This is a genomic window from Phenylobacterium sp. (assembly GCF_025351295.1).
GTDB lineage: Bacteria > Pseudomonadota > Alphaproteobacteria > Caulobacterales > Caulobacteraceae > Phenylobacterium.
On record NZ_JANXWD010000105.1, the window covers coordinates 36568 to 59330 of the forward strand.

The 22763-nt window shown below is 70.4% G+C and carries 21 protein-coding genes; 14 read left to right on the forward strand and 7 right to left on the reverse strand.

Going from position 1 to position 22763, the window contains the following annotated elements:
• Position 1: 1 nt before the first annotated feature.
• On the reverse strand, positions 2-775 hold the full coding sequence (gene mddA / locus Q0R13_RS14650; RefSeq protein WP_293905159.1) for a methanethiol S-methyltransferase: 774 nt from the start codon (positions 773-775) through the stop codon (positions 2-4).
• A gap of 101 nt (positions 776-876) precedes the next feature.
• Complete coding sequence (locus Q0R13_RS14655; protein WP_293905160.1) at positions 877-3492, reverse strand: AAA family ATPase; 2616 nt, start codon at positions 3490-3492, stop codon at positions 877-879.
• A 171-nt stretch (positions 3493-3663) separates the two neighbouring features.
• On the opposite strand from Q0R13_RS14655, the gene Q0R13_RS14660 reads away from it, so the two are divergent.
• On the forward strand, positions 3664-4851 hold the full coding sequence (locus Q0R13_RS14660; RefSeq protein WP_293905161.1) for an FIST N-terminal domain-containing protein: 1188 nt from the start codon (positions 3664-3666) through the stop codon (positions 4849-4851).
• Positions 4848-6596, forward strand: coding sequence for an ATP-binding protein (locus Q0R13_RS14665; RefSeq protein WP_293905162.1), 1749 nt, complete (start codon positions 4848-4850; stop codon positions 6594-6596). The genes Q0R13_RS14660 and Q0R13_RS14665 overlap by 4 nt, the downstream gene beginning before the upstream one ends.
• Positions 6597-6675: 79 nt before the next feature.
• Here the strand turns inward: Q0R13_RS14665 and Q0R13_RS14670 are convergent, their stop codons facing one another.
• A complete protein-coding gene (locus tag Q0R13_RS14670) occupies positions 6676-7548 on the reverse strand; it encodes an alpha/beta hydrolase (protein ID WP_293905164.1) in 873 nt (290 codons plus the stop codon).
• 200 nt (positions 7549-7748) lie between these two features.
• Between Q0R13_RS14670 and Q0R13_RS14675 the strand changes: the two genes are divergently transcribed.
• The 3 genes from Q0R13_RS14675 to Q0R13_RS14685 all read left to right on the forward strand — a co-directional run bounded on the left by Q0R13_RS14675 (position 7749) and on the right by Q0R13_RS14685 (position 10452).
• Complete coding sequence (locus Q0R13_RS14675; RefSeq protein ID WP_293905166.1) at positions 7749-8405, forward strand: dienelactone hydrolase family protein; 657 nt, start codon at positions 7749-7751, stop codon at positions 8403-8405.
• A 98-nt stretch (positions 8406-8503) separates the two neighbouring features.
• The gene (locus tag Q0R13_RS14680; protein ID WP_293905168.1) at positions 8504-9661 is read left to right on the forward strand and encodes an amidohydrolase family protein; all 1158 of its coding nucleotides are present in this window, start codon (positions 8504-8506) and stop codon (positions 9659-9661) included.
• Complete coding sequence (locus tag Q0R13_RS14685; protein WP_293905170.1) at positions 9658-10452, forward strand: phytanoyl-CoA dioxygenase family protein; 795 nt, start codon at positions 9658-9660, stop codon at positions 10450-10452. Before Q0R13_RS14680 ends, Q0R13_RS14685 begins: the two co-directional genes overlap by 4 nt.
• A gap of 3 nt (positions 10453-10455) precedes the next feature.
• Here the strand turns inward: Q0R13_RS14685 and Q0R13_RS14690 are convergent, their stop codons facing one another.
• The 3 genes from Q0R13_RS14690 to Q0R13_RS14700 all read right to left on the reverse strand — a co-directional run bounded on the left by Q0R13_RS14690 (position 10456) and on the right by Q0R13_RS14700 (position 14688).
• The gene (locus Q0R13_RS14690) at positions 10456-11655 is read right to left on the reverse strand and encodes a pyridoxal phosphate-dependent aminotransferase (RefSeq protein WP_293905172.1); all 1200 of its coding nucleotides are present in this window, start codon (positions 11653-11655) and stop codon (positions 10456-10458) included.
• Positions 11656-11813: 158 nt separating this feature from the next.
• Positions 11814-12668 (reverse strand): DUF1003 domain-containing protein, encoded by an 855-nt coding sequence (locus Q0R13_RS14695; protein ID WP_293905173.1) that lies wholly within the window; start codon positions 12666-12668, stop codon positions 11814-11816.
• 85 nt (positions 12669-12753) lie between these two features.
• Positions 12754-14688 carry a PQQ-binding-like beta-propeller repeat protein gene (locus tag Q0R13_RS14700; RefSeq protein ID WP_293905174.1) on the reverse strand — a complete coding sequence of 645 codons (1935 nt, stop codon included), beginning with the start codon at positions 14686-14688 and terminating at the stop codon, positions 12754-12756.
• A gap of 268 nt (positions 14689-14956) precedes the next feature.
• On the opposite strand from Q0R13_RS14700, the gene Q0R13_RS14705 reads away from it, so the two are divergent.
• The 9 genes from Q0R13_RS14705 to Q0R13_RS14745 all read left to right on the forward strand — a co-directional run bounded on the left by Q0R13_RS14705 (position 14957) and on the right by Q0R13_RS14745 (position 21452).
• Positions 14957-15763: a VacJ family lipoprotein gene (locus tag Q0R13_RS14705; protein WP_293905176.1), complete on the forward strand. Its 807-nt coding sequence runs from the start codon at positions 14957-14959 to the stop codon at positions 15761-15763.
• A gap of 56 nt (positions 15764-15819) precedes the next feature.
• Complete coding sequence (locus Q0R13_RS14710; protein ID WP_293905344.1) at positions 15820-16431, forward strand: ABC transporter substrate-binding protein; 612 nt, start codon at positions 15820-15822, stop codon at positions 16429-16431.
• Positions 16432-16484: 53 nt separating this feature from the next.
• Positions 16485-16973, forward strand: a complete 489-nt coding sequence (gene mlaD / locus Q0R13_RS14715) for an outer membrane lipid asymmetry maintenance protein MlaD (RefSeq protein WP_293905178.1) — start codon at positions 16485-16487, stop codon at positions 16971-16973.
• Between the two features lies 1 nt (position 16974).
• Positions 16975-17781, forward strand: a complete 807-nt coding sequence (locus Q0R13_RS14720) for an ABC transporter permease (protein ID WP_293905179.1) — start codon at positions 16975-16977, stop codon at positions 17779-17781.
• On the forward strand, positions 17778-18545 hold the full coding sequence (locus Q0R13_RS14725) for an ATP-binding cassette domain-containing protein (RefSeq protein ID WP_293905181.1): 768 nt from the start codon (positions 17778-17780) through the stop codon (positions 18543-18545). Before Q0R13_RS14720 ends, Q0R13_RS14725 begins: the two co-directional genes overlap by 4 nt.
• A 91-nt stretch (positions 18546-18636) precedes the next feature.
• Positions 18637-19002: an EamA family transporter gene (locus Q0R13_RS14730; RefSeq protein WP_293905183.1), complete on the forward strand. Its 366-nt coding sequence runs from the start codon at positions 18637-18639 to the stop codon at positions 19000-19002.
• Positions 18995-19399: an EamA family transporter gene (locus Q0R13_RS14735; protein ID WP_293905185.1), complete on the forward strand. Its 405-nt coding sequence runs from the start codon at positions 18995-18997 to the stop codon at positions 19397-19399. The genes Q0R13_RS14730 and Q0R13_RS14735 overlap by 8 nt, the downstream gene beginning before the upstream one ends.
• A gap of 176 nt (positions 19400-19575) precedes the next feature.
• A complete protein-coding gene (locus Q0R13_RS14740; RefSeq protein WP_293905187.1) occupies positions 19576-20514 on the forward strand; it encodes a fatty acid desaturase in 939 nt (312 codons plus the stop codon).
• Positions 20511-21452, forward strand: a complete 942-nt coding sequence (locus Q0R13_RS14745) for a fatty acid desaturase (RefSeq protein ID WP_293905189.1) — start codon at positions 20511-20513, stop codon at positions 21450-21452. Before Q0R13_RS14740 ends, Q0R13_RS14745 begins: the two co-directional genes overlap by 4 nt.
• A gap of 3 nt (positions 21453-21455) precedes the next feature.
• On the opposite strand, the gene Q0R13_RS14750 is transcribed toward Q0R13_RS14745, so the two are convergent.
• A complete protein-coding gene (locus Q0R13_RS14750; protein WP_293905191.1) occupies positions 21456-22508 on the reverse strand; it encodes a hypothetical protein in 1053 nt (350 codons plus the stop codon).
• Positions 22509-22763: the final 255 nt, after the last annotated feature.

The window sequence follows — 22763 nt, forward strand, 5'->3', positions numbered from 1 at the left end:
CTCAACCCCCAAGGCGGCCGCCCAGGGTGCGCGGCAGGAGGGGCCGCCGGCGGCCTAGGCGCGGGATCAGCATCGGGGTCGTTTCGCGGTATTCGACATAGATCTGGCCGAAGGCGTCGACGAGATCCCGCTCCTCGAGCTGGATGGCGACCAGGATGTAGACCGTGGCGCCGGCCGCGAAGAGCAGATGCGCGCTGGTCATCACCGGGCCCGCCCAGAAGATGGTCAGCCAGCCGATGTAGAGCGGGTGGCGCACGAGCCTGTAGAGGCTGGGCGTGTGGAACTGGGGCGCCCGGTAGGCGTGGCCGGTGAGCTTGCGCCAACCCTGCTTCAGGCCGAACAGGTCGAAGTGGTCGATCAGGAAGGTGGCGTATATCAGCAGGCCCCATCCGCCGAGGTTGACGCCGATCATGGCCCTCCAGGCGCCGCCCGGAGGAACGCGCCAGATGACGCCGCCGATGGGCTGCCACAGGACGAAAAGGGCGGCCAGCGCCAGCGAACTGACCAACACATAGGTGCTGCGCTCGGCGGCGTCCGGCACGACGCGGGTCCACCAGCGCTTGAAGGCGGGACGCGCCATGCCGCTGTGCTGCAGGGAAAACACCACCAGCAATCCGACGTCGATGGCCAGCGCCTGCCCGAGCGGCCGGCCGGGCGCGCCGTCCAGCATGGTCGGCGTCAGAAAGCCGCCGATGAACCCGATCGCATAGAGAGAGACGGCGGAGAAGATGACGTAACAGACGGTGCTGTAGAACATTGCGCCCACGCGGGACATCTCCACCTCCAGTTGAGCTCGGTTTACAGAGGCGACTGGAAATGACGGGTCCGGCGCGGCGGCGCTTCGGGGAATACCCCTAGATTTGTGAGGCTGGGCCCCTAGCTTTCCTTGGGGGCCAGCAGGCCGCGTTCGCGCGCGACGTGCACCGCCCGCAGGCGACTGCCGGCATCCAGGGCGGCGAGGACGGCGCCCACGTGGTGCTCGACGGTCTTGGCCGAGGTCCTGAGACGCTCGGCGATCTCGCTGTTCGACAGCCCTTCGGCCAGGAGGGTCAGCACCTGGTTCTGCCGGGGAGTCAGGCCGGCCGGGTCATTGCGGCGGGCCGAGCGGGGACCGACGGGCAGGCCGCGCACGCCGCTCTGGCGCAGGGTCCGGCGAAGCCGGCGCGCGGCCGGGCGGGCGCCCAGGTCGTCGAACAGCGCCAGCGCCTCGCGGCGCGCCGCCTCCTCGCCAATCGACAGGGCAAGGGCCTGCTCGTACGGGCATCCCCGGTCGCGCCAGGCCGCGGCGGCCTCCAGCCAGCGGCCGGCGATGTGCAGCCGATAGGCCGGAGACATGCGGTTCATGACAGCCGCGGGAAGCGACACCGGCTCGCCCATGACTTTCAGCCACAAGGCCGTTTCCGCCAGCGCCCACAGCGCGCAGCCGCTCGACAGCGCCTGTTCGAACGCGGCGCGCAGCGCGCGGGGCGCATCCGGCCGTTTCTCTCCCAGCCAATGGGCCTCGGCGTCGGTTACGGCGATCGGACAGCGTCGCATGACGTCGCGCTGCGCTGTCGGCAGAGCGCGCGCCTGGTCGACGACCCCGCCTTCCGCCAGACCCAAGCGTACGCGGGCCCGGCTCAGGACCAGCAAGGCGGGAAACCGCAGGGTGCCTTTGGGATAGGGCCCATAGACAACCGATTCCGCCTCGGTCATCGCCTCTTTCAGGCGACCGAGGTCGAGCAGGGCCGTGGCGCGCGAGCCGCGCATGTAGGCCTGGATGGGCGCGTTGTCCCGCGCGACCGCCACATCGATCCCGTCCTCGATAACCTGGAACAGGCCGTCATGGCGGCGATCGTGCGCCATCACATACGCCAGGTTCGAATACAGGCGCGGCAGGGAATCGAGCTCGCCGCGCCGGCGGGCCTCGCCGATCGCCGCCTGCATCTGGGGTATACCGGCGTCGGTGTCCGCCGAGACCTGCGCGGCCGTGACGTTGGTGAGGGCGTGGATGTAGATGTCGGAGCGGCCGAGGCGATCGGCCATGGCCATGGCGGCCAGTCCCCGTGAGATCGCCGGGGCGGCCCGCGACGCCAGCATGTCCAGCTGGGCCTGGCCGCTCAACGCCATGGCGTATTGCCAGGTCTCGGTGTGGTCGCGAAGCACCTCCAGCGCGTCCTGCGCGTGCTGCTCCGCCAGTTCCGTCCCGCCGTGCTGAAACTGCAGGCGCGCGGAAATCCGCAGGGCGTTGCCGAGGCCGAGCACGTCGCCGGCGGCCTCACGCGCGGCGATGGCGGCGGCGATGGCGGCGGCGGCGATATCGAAGGCGCCGCACTGTTCTCCCGCCTCGGCCTGCCGCTCCAGCAGGTCTGCCCGCGCCAGGCCCGCGGGTCCGTCGCCCTGAGCCAGGGCCTTGGCTAGATGGGCGACGGCGTCGCTGTGGGCGCCGACCGCCGCCGCCTCCTGAGCGGCCTTGACCGAGAACAGCACAAGGTCCTCCGCCGCGCCGGCCTGTTCGGCGTGGTGGGCGGCCTCGGCGGCGCGGCCGTCGTCGCGCCCCTTGAGCACGGCCAGGGCCGCCGCGTGCAGGTCGCGGCGACGCAGGGGGGATATGGCCTCGTGCACCGCGCGCCGCGCCAGCTCGTGGCGGAAACCGAGCGCCCCGTTGCGGGCCTCCAGCATGCCGGCGCGCAGGCACTCCTCGACGCCGACGTGATGGCCGTCCTCGGCCAGGACGCGCAGCAGGGGTTCGTCGATCCGGCGCGGAAAGATGGAGGCGCAGTCGAGCGCGCGCCGTCCGCCGGCGGTCAGGCGCGCGGCGCGCGCCAGGGTCGCGTCCTGCACGCTGCGCGGAACCCCCTCGCCGGAGGTCGCGAGGTACTCGGTGACGTGGAACGGGTTGCCGCCGGTGGCCTCGAAAACTTCGCGGGCGGGGCGGCCGAGCGCCTGGGCCAGCGTCGAGACCGCGTCCAGCGAAAGCGCGGGCAGTTCGATCCGCTCGTGGGCGTCGCGGGGCATGTCCGCCCAGAGCGCCGCCAGTCGACCCTGGGAGCCGCCCTCGTCGTTGCGGGAGGTGACGACGACCAGGACGCGCGCGGTCCGGATGCGCCGCGCCAGATAGCGCAGCAGGTCGAGGGTCAGGTCGTCGGCCCAGTGCAGGTCCTCGATCACCAGGACGGCCGCGCCGCGCGGGTCGGTGAGCAGGCGCAGGAGGGACTCGAAGGAGGCAAGGTGGCTGGTGGCGGAAAGGGTGAAGCGGCCCTGGCTCTCGCGGGCCACATCGCGCAGGGGGCCTAGCGGCTCGGGGGTGGTCAGGTGTTCGCAGCCGCCGATGTGGACGCTCGCCTGCGCCTGGTGAGCCGCCGCGAAGGCATAGACCATCGAGGTCTTCCCGATGCCCGCCTCGCCCTCGATGGACACCACCCGCCCACGGCCGCGCGCAGCCGCCCTGAAGGCGGATTCGAGCCGTGACAGCGGCTCCTCTCGCTCCAGCAGAATGGCGTCATCTTGCATGGCGGGCAGTTTAGCCGCCGGAACGCACCGCCGAAACAGGAATGGCTTGTACAGGCCAACTCGGCCGGTCCTGGCGAGCCCTGCCCGGCGCCGCGGCGGCGCGCGCGATACACGACAAGGAGCATTCCTTAACGCGTCTGTGGTCCAGGTTGCGGGACCCTGGGGACCACCATGCGCTTTGCTTCCGCCTACAGTCTGCTCGGTGACCCCGGACGGGCCGCCACCGCTGCCATGGAGACCCTTCTGAAAAAGCTGGGCGGCGCACCCGATCTCCTGCTGATCTACGCCACGGAAAGCCACGCGACGGACGCGCTGATCTCCTGCGTCCGTGGGCTGGTCCCCGGAACGCCGATCCTCGGCAGCACCTCATGCGGCGGCGTGATGACCGAAGCCGGGTTCCACACCGGCCCGGACGGGGCCATTGGACTGCTCGGCGTCAAGGACCCCGGCGGCGCCTACGGTGTCGGCTCCGCGCCCCTCGCCGACGATCCGTTCACCGCCGGCGCGACGGCGGTCGAGCAGGCGCTAGTCGCCTCGGGCCGCGATTTCGAGAGTCCGGTGATCGTCTGGTGCTGCCAGCCGCCGGGCCGGGAGGAAGCCGTGCTGGCCGGCATACAGTCGGTGATCGGCCCGCACACGCCGATCATCGGCGGCAGCTCGGCGGACGAGCAGATCGCCGGCAAGTGGCGCGAGTTCTCGACAGATGGCGTCCTCGCCGAGCACGTGGTGGTGTCGGTGTGGTTTCCGACCCTCTCCCACGGGGCCGCCTTCCAGAGCGGCTATGCGCCCACGGACCGGACGGGCACGGTGACGCTGGCGGATGGACGTCAGGTCCTGGAGATCGACGGGCGCCCGGCGGCCGAGGTCTATTGCGGCTGGACGGACGGCGAGGTGCCGTCCGTCCAGAGCGGCATGATCCTGGCCAGGAGCACGCCGACGCCGCTCGGCCGGCTGGCCGGCGAACTGGACGGCGTGCCAATGTTCGTGCTGTCGCATCCGGCGATGATCGGCCTGGCTGGCGACCTGTCGCTGTTCACCGACATCGCCGAGGGCGACCAGATCGTCCTGATGCGCGGCTCGCCGGAGTCCCTGGTCAAGCGCGCGGCCGTGGTGGTGAATGACGCCCGCGCCGCCGGCGGCTGGGCCGGCGAGCAGACCCGGGGCGGCCTGGTCATCTACTGCGGCGGCTGCATGCTGCACGTGCGGGACCGGATGGACGAGGTCGCCGAGCAGGTGGCGCAGGCGATGGAGGGCGCTCCGTTCCTGGGGGCCTTCACCTTCGGCGAGCAGGGCGCGATCGTCGACAGCTCCAACCGCCACGGCAACCTGATGGTCTCAGGGCTGATGTTCGGCGGATGACACATGAGGTCGAACAGCTGCGCGAGGCCCTCGCCTCCACCCGGCGGCTGCAGGCCGCCGAGAGCCAACGGCTGCGTGAACATGTGCTGGTGATCAACGGGATTCGGGCGCTCTCGGTCGACGACGACCCGGACATCCTGCTCGCGCGGATGTTCGAGCTGCTGAGCGCGGCGCTGGCGTTCGACGAGGCCTACGTTCTCGAGGTCAAGGACGATCTGTTCGTCTGCGTCGCCTCCACCGCCCCCGGCGCCCTCGGCGCGACCTGGCCGGCGGGCGCCTTCTTCCGCCGCGTGGCCGGCGGTGGGGCGGCGCTGGTGCCGGACAATTCCCGCGTGCCGGAATGGGCGTCTTGCCAGGGCGTCGCCCCGCTGCCGGGCGGGGCGATCTACGCGCCGATCGCCGCGGTACACGGACCGGGCCTCCTGGTGTTGTGCGCCCACCAGCTGGGCGCCTATTCGTCCGCCGATCTGGCGCTGGTCTCGAAGCTGGGGCTGCTGGTCTCCCAGACCCTGGCCACCGGCCAGCGGCGGCGGCTGGCCGAGGCGATGCACCGCGCCCAGGTCGAGCGCCAAGCCGCCGTCGACGCCAACGAAACCAAGTCCCAGTTCTTCGCCAATATGAGCCACGAGGTCCGCACGCCCTTGAACGGGGTGATCACCGTGGCGGACCTGCTGGCCCGCACCGACCTCGGACCGCGGCAGCGCGAGATGGTCTCCCTGATCCTCGAGTCGGGTCGAACGCTGGAGCGCCTGCTGAGCGATATCCTGGACTTCACCAAGATCGAGGCCGGCAAGCTGACCCTCGAGACGCGCGCCTTCAACCTGACCGAAAACCTGGCGTGCGTCTGCGACCTCTTCGCCGCCGAGGCGGACGCCAAGGGCCTGCGCTTCGACGTCAGGCATCTCGACGCGGCGCAGGCCTGGTTGGACGGCGACAGCGTCCGGGTCCGCCAGGTGGTGACCAACCTGCTCTCCAACGCCGTCAAATTCACCGAGCAGGGCGGCGTCACCCTCGAGGTCGATGTCCAGCCGGGCGGCGACCTGTCGACGGTGGTCATTCGCGTCCGTGACACCGGCTGCGGCTTCGCGGCCGAGGCGGCCGATCGCCTGTTCGACCGTTTCGAGCAGGCCGATGGTTCCATCACCCGCCGGTTCGGCGGCTCCGGACTGGGGCTCGCCATCTCCCGCTCGCTGGCGCTGCAGATGGGCGGCGACATCACCTGCCGCTCCACGCCTGGCGAGGGTTCAGAGTTCGAATTCCGCTTCGTGGCGGCGCCGGTCCAGCCGGCGGCGAGCGCCCCGGAAGCCGAAGAGCCGGGCGCGCAGCGCGCCTGGCGCATCCTCGTCGCCGAGGACAACCCCAACAACCGCCGGATCATCGGCATGGTCCTGGAGCTGATCGGCGCGGACGTGACCTACGCCGAGGACGGCCTGGAGGCCTGCCAGGCCTTTGCGCGCGAGCCGTTCGATCTCATCCTCATGGACATGCAGATGCCGGTCCTCGACGGGCTCTCGGCGACGCGGAATATCCGCGCGCTGGAGCTGCAACGCGGCGATGCGCCGATCCCGATCATCGTGCTGTCGGCCAATGCCATGACCCACCAGGTGGCCCAGTCGCTGGAGGCCGGCGCCGACGCGCACATGCCCAAGCCGATCGACGCCGCCGCCCTGCTCGCGAAGATCTCGCAGCTCAGCACGGCATCGCTCGCACCGGCCGCGGGACCAGCCGCGTTCGGACTCGGCTGAGGCCGATCGCGCCAACAGGCGCGGGGACCTGCTGTCGCTGGACGCCCCATCGGCGCCGGCTCGTTGGATACTGAGCGGCCTATTCCGCCAAAAACACCTCCGCCGCCGCCATGAACGCATCGAGCCGGTCGTGGTGGACCCAGTGGCCGGCGCCTTCGAAGTTCACCAGGCGGGCGTTGCGGAAGTGCTGGATGCGGCCGTCGACCACCGGGTCAGAGGCCCAGGACTCCGCGCCGCGTACCAGGAGGACGGGCGCGGTGATGCTGCGCCACAGGTGCTGCTGGTCCTCATGCGATAGACCCCCCACACCGCCGCCCCACCGCGCGTGGTTGTCGAACTTCCAGGAGTAGGTGCCGTCCTCGTTCTGATGGGCGCCGTAGATCGTCAGGTGGCGCGCCTGTTCCGGGCTCAGGTGTGGGTTCTCGTGCGCCATGCGGGCGACCGCGTCGTCGAGTGTCGCGTACCGCCGCGGCGCCCGTCCGGAGTTCTCGCGTCGATCCTTCACCCAGGCGCGGATCCGCGCCTCGACGGAGCGCTTGGCCTGCTCTTCCATGACCGCCGGCGAAGGGCCGAGGCCCTCGATGGCGATGACCTTCTTCACATTCTCGGGGAAGGCGCCGCAGTAGTTCAGGGTGATGCCCGCCCCCAGGGAGTGGGCGATGATGGTCACCGGCGCCATGCCCTTCTGATGGATGATCTGGGCCAGGTCGTAGATGTAGCCCGCCATCTCGTAGCCGCCGCCGACCGCCCAGGCGCTGTCGCCGTGCCCGCGCAGATCGGGGGCGATCACGTGGTAGCGGTCACGCAGCCGCTGGGCCACCCAGTCCCAGTTGCGGCAATGGTCGCGGCCGCCATGGACGAGCAACAGCGGCGGGGCCGCCTCGTTTCCCCAATCCACGTAATGCAGGCGCAGACGCTGCGAGAAGTAGAAGTGGGACGTCGGGCCTTCCATGGCAGTCTCCGCGATGCGCCGGGGTCCCATATCATCCGCCGGCCGGACGTGCAGACCCGTTACCGTCTGACGGTCCGCACCGCCATCTCCCGCGTCGCCATCGCCCACTTCGCCAGCGCCCCACTTCGCCATCGCCCCACTTCGCCATCGCCCACGTCACGGCTTGACCGGAACCCGCCCAGACCCCCACCTCCCGTCCGATGGAAACGCCGACTCTTCAGGGACCGCTGGTCCTTCCCGCCTCAGGGCGCGCGCCGACCTCGATGGTCATTCTGCTCCACGGCTATGGTTCGAATGGCGACGACCTCATCGGGCTGGTCCCCTATTGGCGCGACGCCCTGCCCGATACCGTCTTCCTGTCGCCCAACGCCCCGCAGCCTTGCCCGGGCGCGCCCGGCGGGCGGCAGTGGTGGCCGTTGACCAGCTTCAGTCCGCAGGCCCGCGCCGCCGGCGTTCGCGAGGCCGCGCCGACCCTGAACGCCTATATCGACGGCCAGCTGGCCACCTACGGCCTGACGGAAGACCGGCTCGCCCTCGTCGGCTTCAGCCAGGGGACCATGGTCGCCCTGCACGTCGGCCCGCGACGCGAACGGCCGCTGGCGGGCGTGATCGGCTATTCCGGCATGCTGGCCGATCCGGACAGCCTGGCCGCCGAGTTGCTCTCGAAGCCCCCGGTCCTGCTCGTTCACGGGGACGCCGATCCCACCGTCCCGGTCGCCGCCCTGCAGCAGGCCCGGGCGGCGCTCGATCCGCTTGGCCTGGAGGTCAGCACCCACATGTCGCGCGGCCTGGGGCACAGCATCGACGAGGCCGGCCTGCGACTGGGCGGACAGTTCCTGAGCCGGGTGCTGGCGTAGACCCAGCTGAGCGAACCCGCGGCGATCCTCGTCTCGATTGCCCCCATCCCTGGCCCGACATAACCTTGCTTCAGCGCAGTCGCGCGCCGGAGCACGCCATGGCCGAAGGCTTCATCCTGGAGATCCCGGAACAGGTCGGGCTGGCCGTCGCCGCACAGCGGCGGCCGCAGGCGCGGAGCCGCGACTGGCCGGCGGGGACGGTGATCGTCTCGGCCGACAGCCACATGCTGGAGAGCGACCTCTGGGTCGACCGCTTTCCCGCTCACCTGAAAGACCAGGCGCCGCGGATGGTCCTCAAGGACGGCGGCTGGGACCTGAGCATCGGCGGCAAGTCGATGACCCCGCCGGCGATCGCCCAGCACCTGTGCGACGCGCTGGAGTGCTATCCGGGCCTGACCGACCTCGACGCGCGGATCGCCGACCTGGACATCGAGGGCGTCGAGAAGGAGCTGATCTTTCCGCAGCGCCTGTTCGGCCTGATGATGTTCGGCGAGATCGAGCACAAGGCGGAGGTGTTCGGCGCCTACAACGCGCACATCGGCGCGGTCTGCGCCCAGGCGCCCGGGCGGCTCTACCCGGTGATGGTCCCCAGCTACTGGGACCCGGAGGCGGCGGGCGCGTCGGTGGCCCGTTGCGCGGAGCTGGGCGCGCGCTGCCTGATGATCCCGATCAAGCCCGGCAAGTTCGCCGACGGCCGGACCATCCAGTACAATCACCCCCGGATGGATCCGCTGTGGGCGGCCGTCGAGGCGAGCGGCCTGCCGTTGGCCTTCCACATCGGCGAGGCAATCCCGACCGCCGAGCCGGGCGCGGTCGGCGTCTCGGTGCTGACCCAGATGCAGGGGTTCCGGCAGAACTGGGCGCAGCTCACCTTCGGCGGGGTGTTCGACCGGTTCCCGGGCCTGCAGGTGGTGTTCGTGGAGGCGGGGCTGAGCTGGGTCCCCGGCATGCTCCACGACGCCGACATGATCTACAATTCCTTCCCCACCTCGGTCTCGCCGAAGCTGGCGCACGCGCCCAGCTGGTACTGGGCCCACCACTGCTATGCGACCTTCATGACCGACCCGGTGGGGCTGGAGATGCTGCACAGGATCGGCGCCGACCGGGTGCTGTGGTCGTCGGACTATCCGCACCAGGAAAGCACCTTCGGCTATACCCGCAGCGCCATCGAGGCGGTGTTCCGGGCCTGCAGCGTGGACGACGCCCAGAAGATCCTGGGCAGGACCGCGCTGAAGCTGTTCCGGATGGACGCGTGAGCGAAGTCGGCGAGGCCTACGCCCGCGACGGCGTCGTCCATCTGCCGGGCGTCCTGAATGCGGAAGCCCTGGCAGGCGCGCGAGCGGCCTACGACTGGAGCCTGGCCCACCCCGGGCCACTGGCCTCGAACATCCGCCAGGCGAGCGACGCGACTTTCTACCAGGACCTCTACAATCCCGACTGCCTCACCGGCTACCGGGCCATGCTCGAGGCCTCGCCGATCCCGGCGCTGGTGGCCGATCTGTGGGGCTCGGGGCCGGTCTGGTTCATGTACGAGCAGGTGTTCCTGAAGGAAGGCGGCGAGGCGCGGCGCACGCCGTGGCATCAGGATTCCTCCTACCTTGCCGTCGCCGGCGAAGACCTGGCGGTGGCCTGGATCACCTTCGATCCCGTGCCGAAGGCCGACTCGCTGGAATTCGTTCGCGGCTCGCATCGGGGGCGGCTCTACAACGGCTCGCGCTTCGAGCTCGGCGACGACACCGCACCCACCCATCCGCGTTCGTCCCTGCCGCGTTTGCCGGACATCGAGGCCGACCGGGATCGCTGGGACATCGTCTCCTGGGCGGTCGAGCCGGGCGACCTGATCGTCTTCCACCCGGCGGTCCTGCACGGCGGCGCGCCGACCCATCCCGGCCGCCGGCGCCGGACGCTCACCCTGCGCTTCTTCGGCGACCAGGCGGTCTACGAGCCGCGTGAAGGCGGCGCAGGGCCGCGGGTGGCGGGTTTCCACGAGCGGATGGTCGCGGGCGAGCCATTCCGCGACCCTGGCTTCCTGCAGTTGCGGGTGTAGGGCTCAGAGGTTCAGCTTCACCACGGCGGCGTTGAAGGCGTCCATCTCGCTGGCCGACCCCACCGTGATCCGCGAGAGGTTGGGCCAGATCGGCCAGGAGCGGCCGATCTCGATGCCCTCGCCGGCGAACGCGGCCTTCACGTCCCGGGCCGGCTTCTTCCAGTCGACCATGAAGAAGTTGGCGGCCGGCGGGATGTAGCCGATCTTGCGCTTGTCCAGCAGGGCCAGGCTGCGGTCGCGCACCCTGACCATCTCCGCGCGGCGCTTGGCGATCAGGTCGGCCTGCACCAGGCTGACCGCGCCGCAGACCACCGACGGGTTGGGCAGGGCGAAGCTGGCCATCTGTCCGTCGTAGCGCATGGTCTTCATCATCAGCTCGGGCCGGGCGATCGTCAGGCCCATCCGCATCCCGGCCATGCCGAACAGCTTGGAGAAGGTGCGCAGGACGATGATGTCCTTGTCCTGGGCGGCCAGGTAGCTGCCGACCGGCACCCCGGCGAAGTGGGTGTAGGCCTCGTCCAGCAGGACGATCGACCCGGCCGGCTTGTTGGCCAGCAGCCACTCCACGTCGGCCAGCGGGGTGATCGTGGCGGTCGGGTTGTTGGGGGTGCAGATGTAGTAGACCCCGGCGTTCGGATCGGCCGCCAGCATGGCCTTCACGTCGTGGCGGTAGTCGGCGGTGAGGGGGACCTCGCTGACCTTGGCGCCGATGTAGCGGGCGACGCTGGGCGCCAGTTCGAAGGTCGGGTTGGCGATCACCAGGCCGCGGGTCGGCGAGCAATAGGTGACCACGATGCGGGCCATCGGGTCGCTGGAGCCCGCCCACGGCAGCACGTGGCTGGCCGGCACCTTCTCCACCGCGACGACGGCGTTCACGAAGTCGGTGCGCTGGGTGCTGGTGTAGCGGTTGCCGGTGGCGACCGCGGCGGCGGCGGCCTTGGCGCCCGGCTCCAGCGGGCCGGTCCAGCACTCGTTGGCGCCGATGTGGACCATGGCGGAGACCGCCGTGGGCGCGGCCCCGGCGTCGGCCTTGGCGTGCGGGTTGGTGGCAGTGGTCTGGGCGAAGGCCGCGCCGGCCACGCTGGCGACCCCTGGCCCCGCGGCCAGCAGGCCGAAGATGCGGCCGAACGACCGCCGGGAATAGCCGCGCCGCGTCAGGTCGGCTTCGAAGTCCTCGGAAAGCCCGGCGGAAGCTTCAGTCATCGGATCGGCCCTCGAATGGTCAGTGGTTCGCGAACCGCGACGGTAAGCTCACTCGCGAAGTTGGCAATCCGGTCGTGCTGGCCGATGGGCGGGTGGACGCCGGCCGGCGCCCCGATGCTGAATTTCTATGCGATGCGACCTCGGCCCGCCCGGCGGCGTCAGCCCTTCGCGCCCACCTTGCGGACCCCGCGCTCGATCTCGGCCAGGCGCACCAGCAGGTCGCCGGTCAGGCGGTCCATCTTCTCGTGCAACTGCATGATCTCCAGCTCGGCCTTGAGGTTGACGTCGTATTCGATCTCGCCACGCACCCGGTCCTTCTCGATCTGACGGTTCTGGCTGAGCAGGACGAACACCGACAGGATGATCGCCTCCAGCGACACCACCATGGTCAGCAGGCCGAACGGGAAGGCGTCGAACCGCAGCGTTTCGCTGAGCGCCATGTTCCAGGCGATCCAGACGAAGAAGATCACCACGTGGATCATCAGGAACGGGATGCTGCCGCTGAAGTCGGCGATCCAGTCGGCGGCCTGGTCGACCGCGCTGCGGGCGTCGGCGACCTCGTCGTTGACGTTGCGCGAGGCGGTGTGGCGCAGCAGTTCGGCGTTGACCCGCACGCGGCCCGCCATGGCCCCCAGCAGGTCGAGCGCGGCCTGGGGATAGGCGCGGACCAGCACCTCGAGGTCGTTGCGATCGACCCTGAGCGCCTCGACCGCCGCGACGCACCGCGCCGAGGCCGTGCGCGAGCCGTGGTCAAGCAGGGACAGGTCGCCGAAATAACCACCCTCGCCAACGCGTTCGAGAATGATCTCGTCGCCGGTGTTGTTCTTGAAGAAGATCTCCGCCTCGCCGGCGGTGACGATGTACATCGAATCCCCGGGGTCGCCGGCCGCGAAGATCACGTGCCCTGCCGCGAACTCGGTGGCGTCCAGGTCGGCCGCGAGCGTCTCGCGTTCAGCCTGGTCGAGGAACTGGAAGAGCGGAATCCCGTGAAGGATCTCGGCGCGCGTAGCCATGGATCACCTGTCGGACGCGACGGCCGGGCGACGGTCGCCCGGCCGTCCATTCAGAGTAAATTGGCCGGAGGCCAGGGCGGCGGCGTCATTTCCCGTCTACCGAGAACGCCAGCAGCACGTTGACGCCGTTGCTGCCCACGCGGGCGGCGCCGTTGTTGCCGCTGGTCAGGAAGACCATGCCGCCGGCCACCGTCGGGCCCATGCCGTCGATGCCGCCGCCCGGCTGGCCCTTGATGCCGTTGACGGTGTCGTAGGTCCGCGCGGTGGTGGAATATTCCCAGACGATCTTGCCGGTGGCGCTGTCGTAGGCGCGGAACCAGCCGTCCAGGGCGCCCTGGAAGACGAAGCCCGGGACGATCGCCGGCGCGGCCGACTGCGAGCGCACGCAGCGGCTGGGCTGGCCCTTGTCGGCGGCGTAGACGCAGGGCGCGTCGGGCGCGGGCGTGGTCCAGAGAATCTTGCCGGTGGCCGGGTCCAGCGCGTTTAGACCGGGCTTGGCGGCCGGCGCGCCGGGCCGTCCAGCGCCCATCAGCGCGCCCAGGTCGGAGACCGGCACATAGACCCGCTTGTCGTCCGCGCCGATCCCCCACTCGATGCCGCCGAGCGCCGAGCCGACGCCGACCTGGGTGGTCCAGAGGCGCTTGCCGGTGTCCGGATCGAAACCGTAGGCGAGGCCGGATTTCTGGCCCGCCACCAGCACCTGCTTGCCGCCGGCGAGGGTCATCAGCACCGGCGTGGCCCCGAAGTCGAAGTCGGGACCCAGCGGCGTCGGGCAGTTGCCGGAGGTGGAATTGCGGCCGCAGCCCATGACGAAGTTGTCCTTCTGCGTCACCTGGTGCTGCCAGCGGATCTTGCCGGTGGCGATCTCTAGCGCCATGACCGCATCGGCGCCGATGGTGTCGACGTCGGTGTAGCTGTCGCCGGTGACCACGTAGACGAGGCCGCGCTTGCGGTCGAAGGACGGGGCGGCCCAGATCGCCGCTCCGGCCGGACCCTTCATCTGCTGGCCGCCGTCCTTCTCGCGGATCACCTTCTGGGGCTCGGCGATGGTCGGAGTCTTCCACAGCAGCTTGCCGGTTTTCAGGTCCAGCGCCGCCAGCGAGCCGCGGAAGGTGCAGCAGGCGTAGGCCCTGCTCATCGACGAGGCTTCCTCGATCGAGGAGATCGGCACGATCAGCCGCTGGCCCACCACCACCGGCGAGCCGGTCATCACCGTCGACGGATGGGTCTCCAGCACCGGGCTCTGCCAGATCGGCTTGCCGGTCTGGGCGTCATAGGCGCGCACCGAGTGGTCGGCGACGCCGGTGAAGATGGCCCAGCCGCTGGGCGAGATCGGGCTGCGGATCACCGGCGGGGTGTTACGCGAGACCACGTCGCGCAGCGCCCAGTGGACACAGCCGGTCCGGGTATCCAGGGCGTAGAACTTGCCCGAGCGGTTGGTGACGAACAGCCAGTCGCCGACCACCGTGGGCTGGCCGCCGCCGGTCATCGAGAAGGCCCAACTCACCTTCAGCCGCGGGATGTCGGCCGCGGCCAGGCCCGGGCGGCGCTGGAAGCGGGTCGAGGCGTCGTCGACGCCCATGCTGGCCCAGTCGCCGGCCGCCGCCTCGATCGGCGGGTTGGCGGCGCACATCGGGTCGGTCCCGACCACGCCGCCGCGGATGGCCACCTGCGGCATCTCCTGACCGGTCGGCCGGTTCGCGACCGCGGCGGGTTTGCCGGTCGAGGCGATATAGGCCGTCACGGCGTCGAGGTCGGCCGGGCTCAGGCCCCCGGCCATCGGCTTCATGATCCCGGTGGTCAGCGCCTTCAGCACATCGGCTGCAGGCCGCTGAGCCAGGTCGGCGAGGCTGGGCGCACGTTCGACGGCCGGGTCGTGGCAGGCCTTGCAGCGCGCCGCGAACACCGCCTGGCCCGCGGCGGCGGGCGCCTGGGCTCTCGCCTCCGGAACCTGCCAGGCGACGGCGAGCGTTACGGCGGCGAGCGCGACGCTCGCGAAACGGGATGCCAAACTCGCCATCGATGTTCCCCCCGGAATGAGTCTTGGCGACCCGAACCCGGGCGGCGAAAAGGGCGTAGCGCCTGCGCTCGCATTTTGCGAGCCCGTCGCGGGTGGAAATCGCAGCGGAGGTCGGCGACATGCGGCCGACCCTTGCATAAGCTCGTATCCATACCGAACTGAGGTTGGTGACGGCCCGTGGCGTCCTTGAGATCAGGCCTCAGCGTTCAGGCATTGCCGTATGATTCCAGATAAAGGCCGGCTCCGCCTGTCGGGGTGGTCGCCGGGCTTGGCCCTTGTCGCCGCGCTGCTGGCCGGCTCGGCCAGGGCCCAGGCCGCACCGCCAGCGCCCGATGGCGCCGCCCTACCGGGCCCGAATGCGGAACTGGCGCAGCCGTACGATCCCTGGGAAGGCCTCAACCGGAGGGTCTTCGCGTTCAGCAACGGCCTGGATCATCACCTGATCGGGCCGGTCGTCCACGGCTACATGCGCGCGACGCCGCTGCCGATCCGCAACCGGGTCACCTCGGTGGTCTATAACCTGTGGGAGCCCGGCAACGCGCTCGACGACCTGCTCCAGGCCCACCCGCGGCGTGCGGCCAAGTCGACGGCGCGGTTCGCGATCAACTCGACGATCGGACTGCTCGGTCTGTTCGACGTGGCCACGGGCATGGGGATCGAAGGGCACGATTCCGATTTCGGGCAGACGCTGGGCCGCTACGGCGCCCAGGCCGGACCCTACCTCTACGTGCCGGTGATCGGCCCGCTGGACCTGCGGGACGGAATCGGTCGGGTGGTGGACATCGTCATCGACCCGGTTTCGTTGATACCGGGCGCCTCGCGTACCAGTTTCAAGACCTCGCGCGCCGTGCTCGGGGGCCTGGAGAGCCGGGTGGCGCAGGACACCGCACTGCGGGCGCTGGACGACGGGATCGATCCCTATGCGACCGCGCGTTCCGCCTATACCCAGCACCGGGTGTTCGTCGTGCAGCAGGCGACCGGCGCCGTCGCCGAACTTCCCGATTTCGAGCCCCCTTCGGGCGAACCCCAACCAAGCATGCCCCCGCTCGACAAACTCCCGCCCGACAAACCATGAGTTCCATGCCGCGCAACACGATCCGCCGCCATCCCCGCCGCCGCCTGTCCGCCCTGATGCTGGCGGCGATCCCGCTGGCCTGGCTCGGGAGCCCCGCCTCGGTCATGGCGGCGGGAGCCCGCGATCCGGGCGCCGAACAGTTCGTGCAGACGGGCGCCCAGCGGATCATCTCGGTCCTCGCGGACCGCGGCCAGACCGCCGCGCAGAAGAACGCCACGTTCCACCGCGCCATCGACGAGTTGGCGGACGTGCCGAAGATCACCGGCTTCGTGCTGGGGAAATATGCCCGGACGATCACCCCGCCCCAGCGCGAGCAGTTCGCGACCGCGTTCCGGGCCTATGCCGAGCACGTCTACCAGAACCGCCTGGACGACTATCACGGCGAACTCCTGAAGGTGACCGGCTCGGTCGTGCGCAAGCCGGGGGACGTGGTCGTCAACACCTTGGTCTCCGGCGGCCAGCTTGGGCAGCCGGTGGCGGTCTCGTGGCGGGTCCTGGGCGGCGGCTCCGCCTGGAAGGTGGTCGACGTGCAGTTCAAGGGCGTCTGGCTGGCGATCACCCAGCAACAGGATTTCGTCTCGACGATCGACAACGCCGGGGGGAATATCGGCGTGCTCATCACCCAGTTGCAGCGCGACGTCCAGCGCCCCGCGCCCCACGCCCGGTGAGGGCGTCCGTCATCTGCGACGCCGCCTGACTCCGCTCTCGAAAGGATTTCGCCGTGCGCGAACAATGGGCTGAAACCGGCATGGGTCTTCTGGTCCTCGTCCTGGCGGCGGGGTTCCTGGTCTATTCGCTGAGCGTCGGCGGGGTCGGTCGCAAGGCGGGCGCCTATGACCTGACGGCCCGGTTCGGCGAGGCCGGGGCGCTGGCGCCCGGAGCCACCGTCACGGTCGCCGGCGTCAAGGTGGGGACGGTCAGCCAGATCACCCTCGACCCCAAGACCTATCTGGCGGTGGCGCGCCTGAGCCTGGACCCAACGGTGAAGCTGCCATCGGATTCCACCGCCAAGATCACCAGCGACAGCCTGCTGGGCGGCGCCCACGTCGCCATCGCGCCGGGCGGCGCCAGCGACGACCTCAAGCCCGGCGGCGAGATCGAGAACACCCAGGGCGCCGTCGACCTGTTCAGCCTGATCGGCCAGGTGATCCGCCCGCAGCCGCCCGCGGCCGCAGCGCCCGCCGCCGCCGCGCCGGCCGGGCCGCAGTAGCATGACCGCCACGGGGGCGTCCTGGGGCGGGACCCTCCGTCCCGTCCGCGCCATCGGGCGCTCGGCGCTCAGCGTCGTGCGGCTGGTCGGCGCGGTGGCGATCTTCGCGGTGCGCGGCGTCGCGGCGATCTTCAGCCCGCCCTGGTTTCCCGGCCAGGCGCTGCGCCAGCTGGTGGCCATCGGCTTCTTCTCGCTGCCGGTGGTGGGGCTGACCGCGGTGTTCACCGGCGCGGCCCTGGCGCTCAACATCTTCAGCGGCGGCGGGCGGCTCAACGCCGAACAGGTGATGCCGCAGATCGTCGCCCTGGGGATCACCCGCGAGCTGGGTCCGGTGCTGGCCGCCTTGATGCTGGCCGGCCGGGTCTCGGCGGCCATCGCCGCGGAGATCGGCGCCATGCGCGCCACCGAGCAGATCGACGCCATGCGGACGCTCTCCACGGATCCCTATCGCTACCTGGTCGCGCCGCGCCTGCTGGCGGCGGTGATGGTCCTGCCGCTGCTGACTGTGGTGGCCGACATCATCGGCATCGCCGGCGGCTGGCTGGTGGCGGTCCGGGTCCTGGGGTTCAACCCAACGGTCTACATCCACAACACCGCGGCCTTCGTGCAGGGCTGGGACGTCGGCTCCGGGCTGATAAAGGCCGCGGTATTCGGCTTCATCGTCGCCCTGATGGGCTGCTACCACGGCTACCACGCCTCCGGCGGCGCGCGCGGGGTCGGCCGGGCGACAACGCATGCCGTGGTATCGGCGGCGATTCTGATCTTCGCCAGCGACTACCTGCTGACCACCCTGTTCACTCACCGATGAGCGCGCCAGCGAAACTCGCGTGGACGGGGGTCTGCAAGCGCTTTGACGGCGCGCCGGTCCTGGACGGCTTCGACCTCAGCGTCGCCGCCGGCCGGTCGCTGGTGATCATCGGCGGATCGGGGCAGGGCAAGTCGGTGGCGATCAAGGTGGCGCTGGGCCTGCTCAGCCCGGACGCCGGCGCGGTGAGCCTGGACGGCCGCGACGTCCTGGGCCTGGGCGAACAGGCGCGGCGCGAGCTGTTTTCCCGGATCGGCGTGCTGTTCCAGGGATCGGCGCTGTTCGACAGCCTGACGGTCTGGGAGAACGTCGCCTTCCGCCTGATCCACGCCGACCGCGTCCCGCGCCGGATGGCCAAGGCCCGGGCGGTCGACGCCCTGGCGCGGGTGCGGCTGTCGGCGACGGTGGCGGACCTGCGGCCGTCCGAGCTGTCGGGCGGCATGCAGAAGCGGGTCGGCCTGGCGCGCGCCATCATCGGCGATCCGGAGGTGCTGTTCTTCGACGAGCCGACGACCGGCCTCGATCCGATCTCCGCGGCGGCGATCAACGCCCTGATCGTCGACCAGGTGCGCCGCCTGGGCTGCACGGCGGTCTCGATCACCCACGACCTCGCCTCGGCCCGCACCATCGGCGACGAGATCGCCATGCTGCAGGGCGGCCAGATCGTCTGGCGCGGCCCGGCCGCCGACCTGGACCGCACCGACAACGCCTACGTCCGCCAGTTCGTCGACGGCCGCCCGGACGGCCCGATCACCAGCGCGGCGTAAGGGCGCGGCCAAGGTCGGTGACGGCGTCCGCGAAAGGCGCTAGGTGCACCCACCGTCGCAAAGGCCGGGCGCGTTCGCCCCGGAGATCCGCATGATTGCCCTGGCCTGGTTCCTGTTCGGGCTCACCGTCGCGCTCGATGTATTCGGCCAGACCATGTTCAAGCTCGGCCTGGACCGGATCGGCGACGCGCCCTCGGGCCTGGGCTTCTGGCGGGCGGTGGCCACCAATCCATGGATCTTCGCCGGCCTCGCCGGCTACGCGGTCGAGGCCGCCTCATGGATGTTCGTGCTGGGTCACGCGCCGCTGTCCGTGGTCGGGCCGATGGCGGCGCTGTCCTATGTGGGCGCGATCGTCGCCGGGCGGCTGTTCCTGGGCGAGCGGGCGGGGCGGCGCCGCTGGCTCGCCGCCGGGCTGATCACCATAGGGGCGGGTCTCGTGGGCGCCAGCCTTGGATAGGCGCGCGGGACACCTCCAGCCGACGCTGGGCCGCGCGCTCTGGGGCTGGGCGCTGTTCATCGCGGTGGAGACGCTCACCCAGGTGGTGTTCAAGTTCGCCGGCGCGAGCCTGGACGTCGGCCAGGGTTTGGTCACCACGGCGCTGCATGCCGTCACCACGCCGGTCGTGCTGCTGGGCTTCGCGCTCTACTTCTGCGGCTTCTTGATCTGGATGACGATCCTGAAGACCATCGACATGGGCCGCGCCTTTCCGATGACCGGCGCCATCTATGTCGCCACCCTGGCCGCGGCGGTCCTGGTGTTCCACGAGACCATGAACCTGACCCGGATCGTGGGCGTCGTCGCGATCATCGCCGGCGTGGTGCTGATGGCGTCGGACGAAGACTCCGAGCCCTGACAGGCCCGTTGCGACGATTATGAGGTTGAGCGCCGTCCGTGGCGTCCTACATTCGGAGCGGACGCCACGCGGTCGTCGATTGCTCCGCGCCCGCGCGGGCCCTGCGCCCGAACCGACCTCCGGCTGACCTGGGTTCAGCCGACATCCTGGGACTACTTGTCGTGCCCGATACGCAGATGGCTCGCCGCCACGCCTTCAAGGTCAGCCGCTGGGACGCGGTCCCGGCGGCCCTCGCCGTCCTGCAGCTCGCGCTGGTCCCGGTGTTCTTCGCCGTCTGGCCCCAGCTGACCTGGCCCAGCCGGATCGCCTGGCTGCTGGTCTACGCCTTCAGCGTGGGCTGGAACCTGAATTCGGTGGCCCACAACTTCATCCACAACCCGTTCTTCGCCTCGGCGCGGCTCAATCGGCTGATGAGCCTGACGATCACCCTGGCGCTGATCTCGCCGCAGACCATGTACCGCTACATCCACCTGAAGCATCACGCGGGCAACGCCGACCGTCCGAACGAGAACGGCGTCACGATCGACCCGCTGTCGATCTACCAGCACGGCCATGAGGGCAAGCCCGAGCCGATGCTGTCCTATGTGTTCCTGCAGTTCTTCCGCGACGACGACCCGTTTGAACTGGCCCGGCGGATCGGCGAGAAGCGGCCGCTGGAGGCGAAGCAGGCGCTGTTCGAGTTCTGGTCGATCATCGCCCTCTACGGCGCCCTGCTGGTCGCCGGCGTCTTCACCGGGCGCTGGGTGTTCGTGCCGCTGATCGTGGCGGGCAGCTACCTGGGCCAGTGCGTCTCCAACCTGTGCGGCTACTACGAGCACCTGGGCGGCAATCCGGACAAACCGATCGCCTGGGGGGTCTCGACCTACGAGAAGGTCTATAACTGGGTCTTCCTCTACAATGGCTACCACGCCGAGCATCACTACCGGCCCAAGGTTCACTGGACGAAGATGACGGCCCTGCATCGCGACATCGCCGAGGAGCAGCGCCGCGAAGGCGTGACCGTGATCGGGCCGGCGCACTTCCTGGGCTTCCTCGACCCCAGCACGTGGCAGGTGCCGACCGCCAAGCGGCCGAAGGCGGCGCGGCCGCGCGGGTCCGACGAGGTGACTTCATGACCCTGGCGGGATTGCGCCAGCGGCCCAAGGCCCGCGCGGGCCTGTTCCGCTACGCAGCCTGGGACGCGATCCCCGCGGCGCTGGTCTATGTCCAACTGGGACTGATCGTCGCCTTCTTCGTCGCCTGGCCGCAGCTGAGCTGGCCGGCGCGGTTCGCGGGCGCGACGCTCTATGCGCTCGGCATCGGCTGGAACCTGGATTCGGTCTCGCACAACTTCATCCACAATCCGTTCTTCGCCTGGGAGCCGCTGAACCGCCTGACCAGCTTCGCGCTGACCTTCTCGCTGGGCACGCCGCAGACGATGTACAAGTACGTCCACATGCGTCACCACGCCGGCAACTCCGACCGGGTCGGCGCGGACGGGACCACGGTCGACCCGATCTCGCTTTATCAATACGGAGGCGACGGCAAGGTGGAGCCGGCCCTCGCCTACGTGTTCCTGCAGTTCTGGCGCGACGACGGGCCGTTCACGGTGGCCCGCGCCATCGCCGCCAAGCGGCCGAAGGAGGCGCGCGAGGCCCTGGAGGAATTCTGGGCCATGTCCGCCTTCTATGCGGTGCTGGCGATCCTGAACTGGCGCTTCGTGCTGTTCATGGCCCCGTTCTATTACCTGGGGCAGTGCCTCTCATTCCTGATCGCCTGGTACGAGCACGCCGGCGCCAATCCCGACCTGCCGATCGCCACCGGCGTCTCGACCTATGGGACGCTCTACAACTGGACCTTCCTGAACAACGGCTACCACGCCGAACACCACCACCGGCCCAAGGTTCACTGGACCCAGATGCGGGCTCTGCGCGAGGAGACCCGCGCGGCGCAGGCGGCGGCGAAGGTGCGCACCCTCAGCTGGGCGCACCCCCTGGGCTTCCTCGACCGGACGGCGCCCCCGGTGGCGACGGCCCGGCGCCCGGTGCTTCGGCGCGCCGCCTCGCAGGGATAGGGGTCAGCGCGCGCCGCGCAGGACGTTGACCGGACGCGCGTCGCCCGCGGGGCGGACCTGCCGGCGGCGGATGATGCGCGGGCCAAGGTCTTCGAGCCGGCGGATCTCGTCCGGCGTGCGTTCCCGCAGGCATTGCGCCTTGGCGGCGATGAAGAAGCGGAGCAGCCGCATGTCCGCGGAGCCGTCGTAGGGGTCGCCCAGCGCGCCCTGGCTGACGGTGGCCGTGTCGCCGGCCTGCAGCAGCACGTCCTCGCCGGTGTCGCGCCGCAACCGGGCCGATCCGCCGACCATGTAGAAGATGTCGATACCACCCGCCTCGCCGGGCATGCCCACGGTGACGGCGGGACCTTCGGCGGCTTTGGCGGAGGCCGGGCGGAGGATCCAGGTGGCGACCAGGCCGGCCGAGGGCTCCCAGGTGGCGGCGTCGCGGGCCTCGAGATCGGGCCGCCCCGCGACGGGCCGGTAGGCGGCGCCCGGCGAGCGCTCGTCCTGGATCGCGAAGTGCGCGCCCGGCAGGTGGTAGGGATGCTCCCAGGCGGTCGCCTGATCCGCCGGGGTCACCTCGGCTGGCGGGACGATCTCGACATTGGCGAAGGCGAGCGGGACGAACAGTTCCAGGAAGCCGAACGACCTGGCCGCCGCAGCCGGGCTGGCCTCGATCCATTGCGGCGTCGCGCGGTTGTCGGCGTCGGAGGCGGCGGCATAGCTGAAGTCGAACTGGTCGTGCACGGTGCCGCCGTGCTGGACGATGACCGTGCCGGCCGTCGCCTCGGTCACCACCCCGTCGTAGGAGAAGACCCCGCGGCCAGAGGTCGGGATGACGATGTGGGCGTGGGCCAGGTGGGCGTGGATGCCGGTGCGGCCGGCCGCCTCGGTGTCGGCGAAGCTCAGCACATGCTGGAAGTGCGCCAGGTCGCCGGTGGCCGCGTCGGAGCCCAGGTTCTTGTACCCGGCCCAGGCGCGGAACTCGCCGACCTCGTAGTCCGACTGGACGGCGCGGCACAGGTGGAAGATCGGCCCCGCCGGCGGCGTCAGTTGTCGGCCGCTGATCGGCACGGTCGTATCCGCTAGGGGCTGGTCATCCGGCATCGCCACATCGCCTCATGGCCTGAGACGTCGCCCCGCACCCGACCGGGCGACCTGAGGCCTCGATGCCCCAGGTCGGGCGCGGCGAACAGCCCCGCGGGCGTCAATGCCGTACAAGAACCCGGTTCTGCCCGTCGGACAGGCGCTGGGCTCGCGAACCCGTGCAGATGCTGTTCAGGGCAAGAGGCCCCGGCCGAGGTGTGACGGCCTCAGACCGGGGCGGTA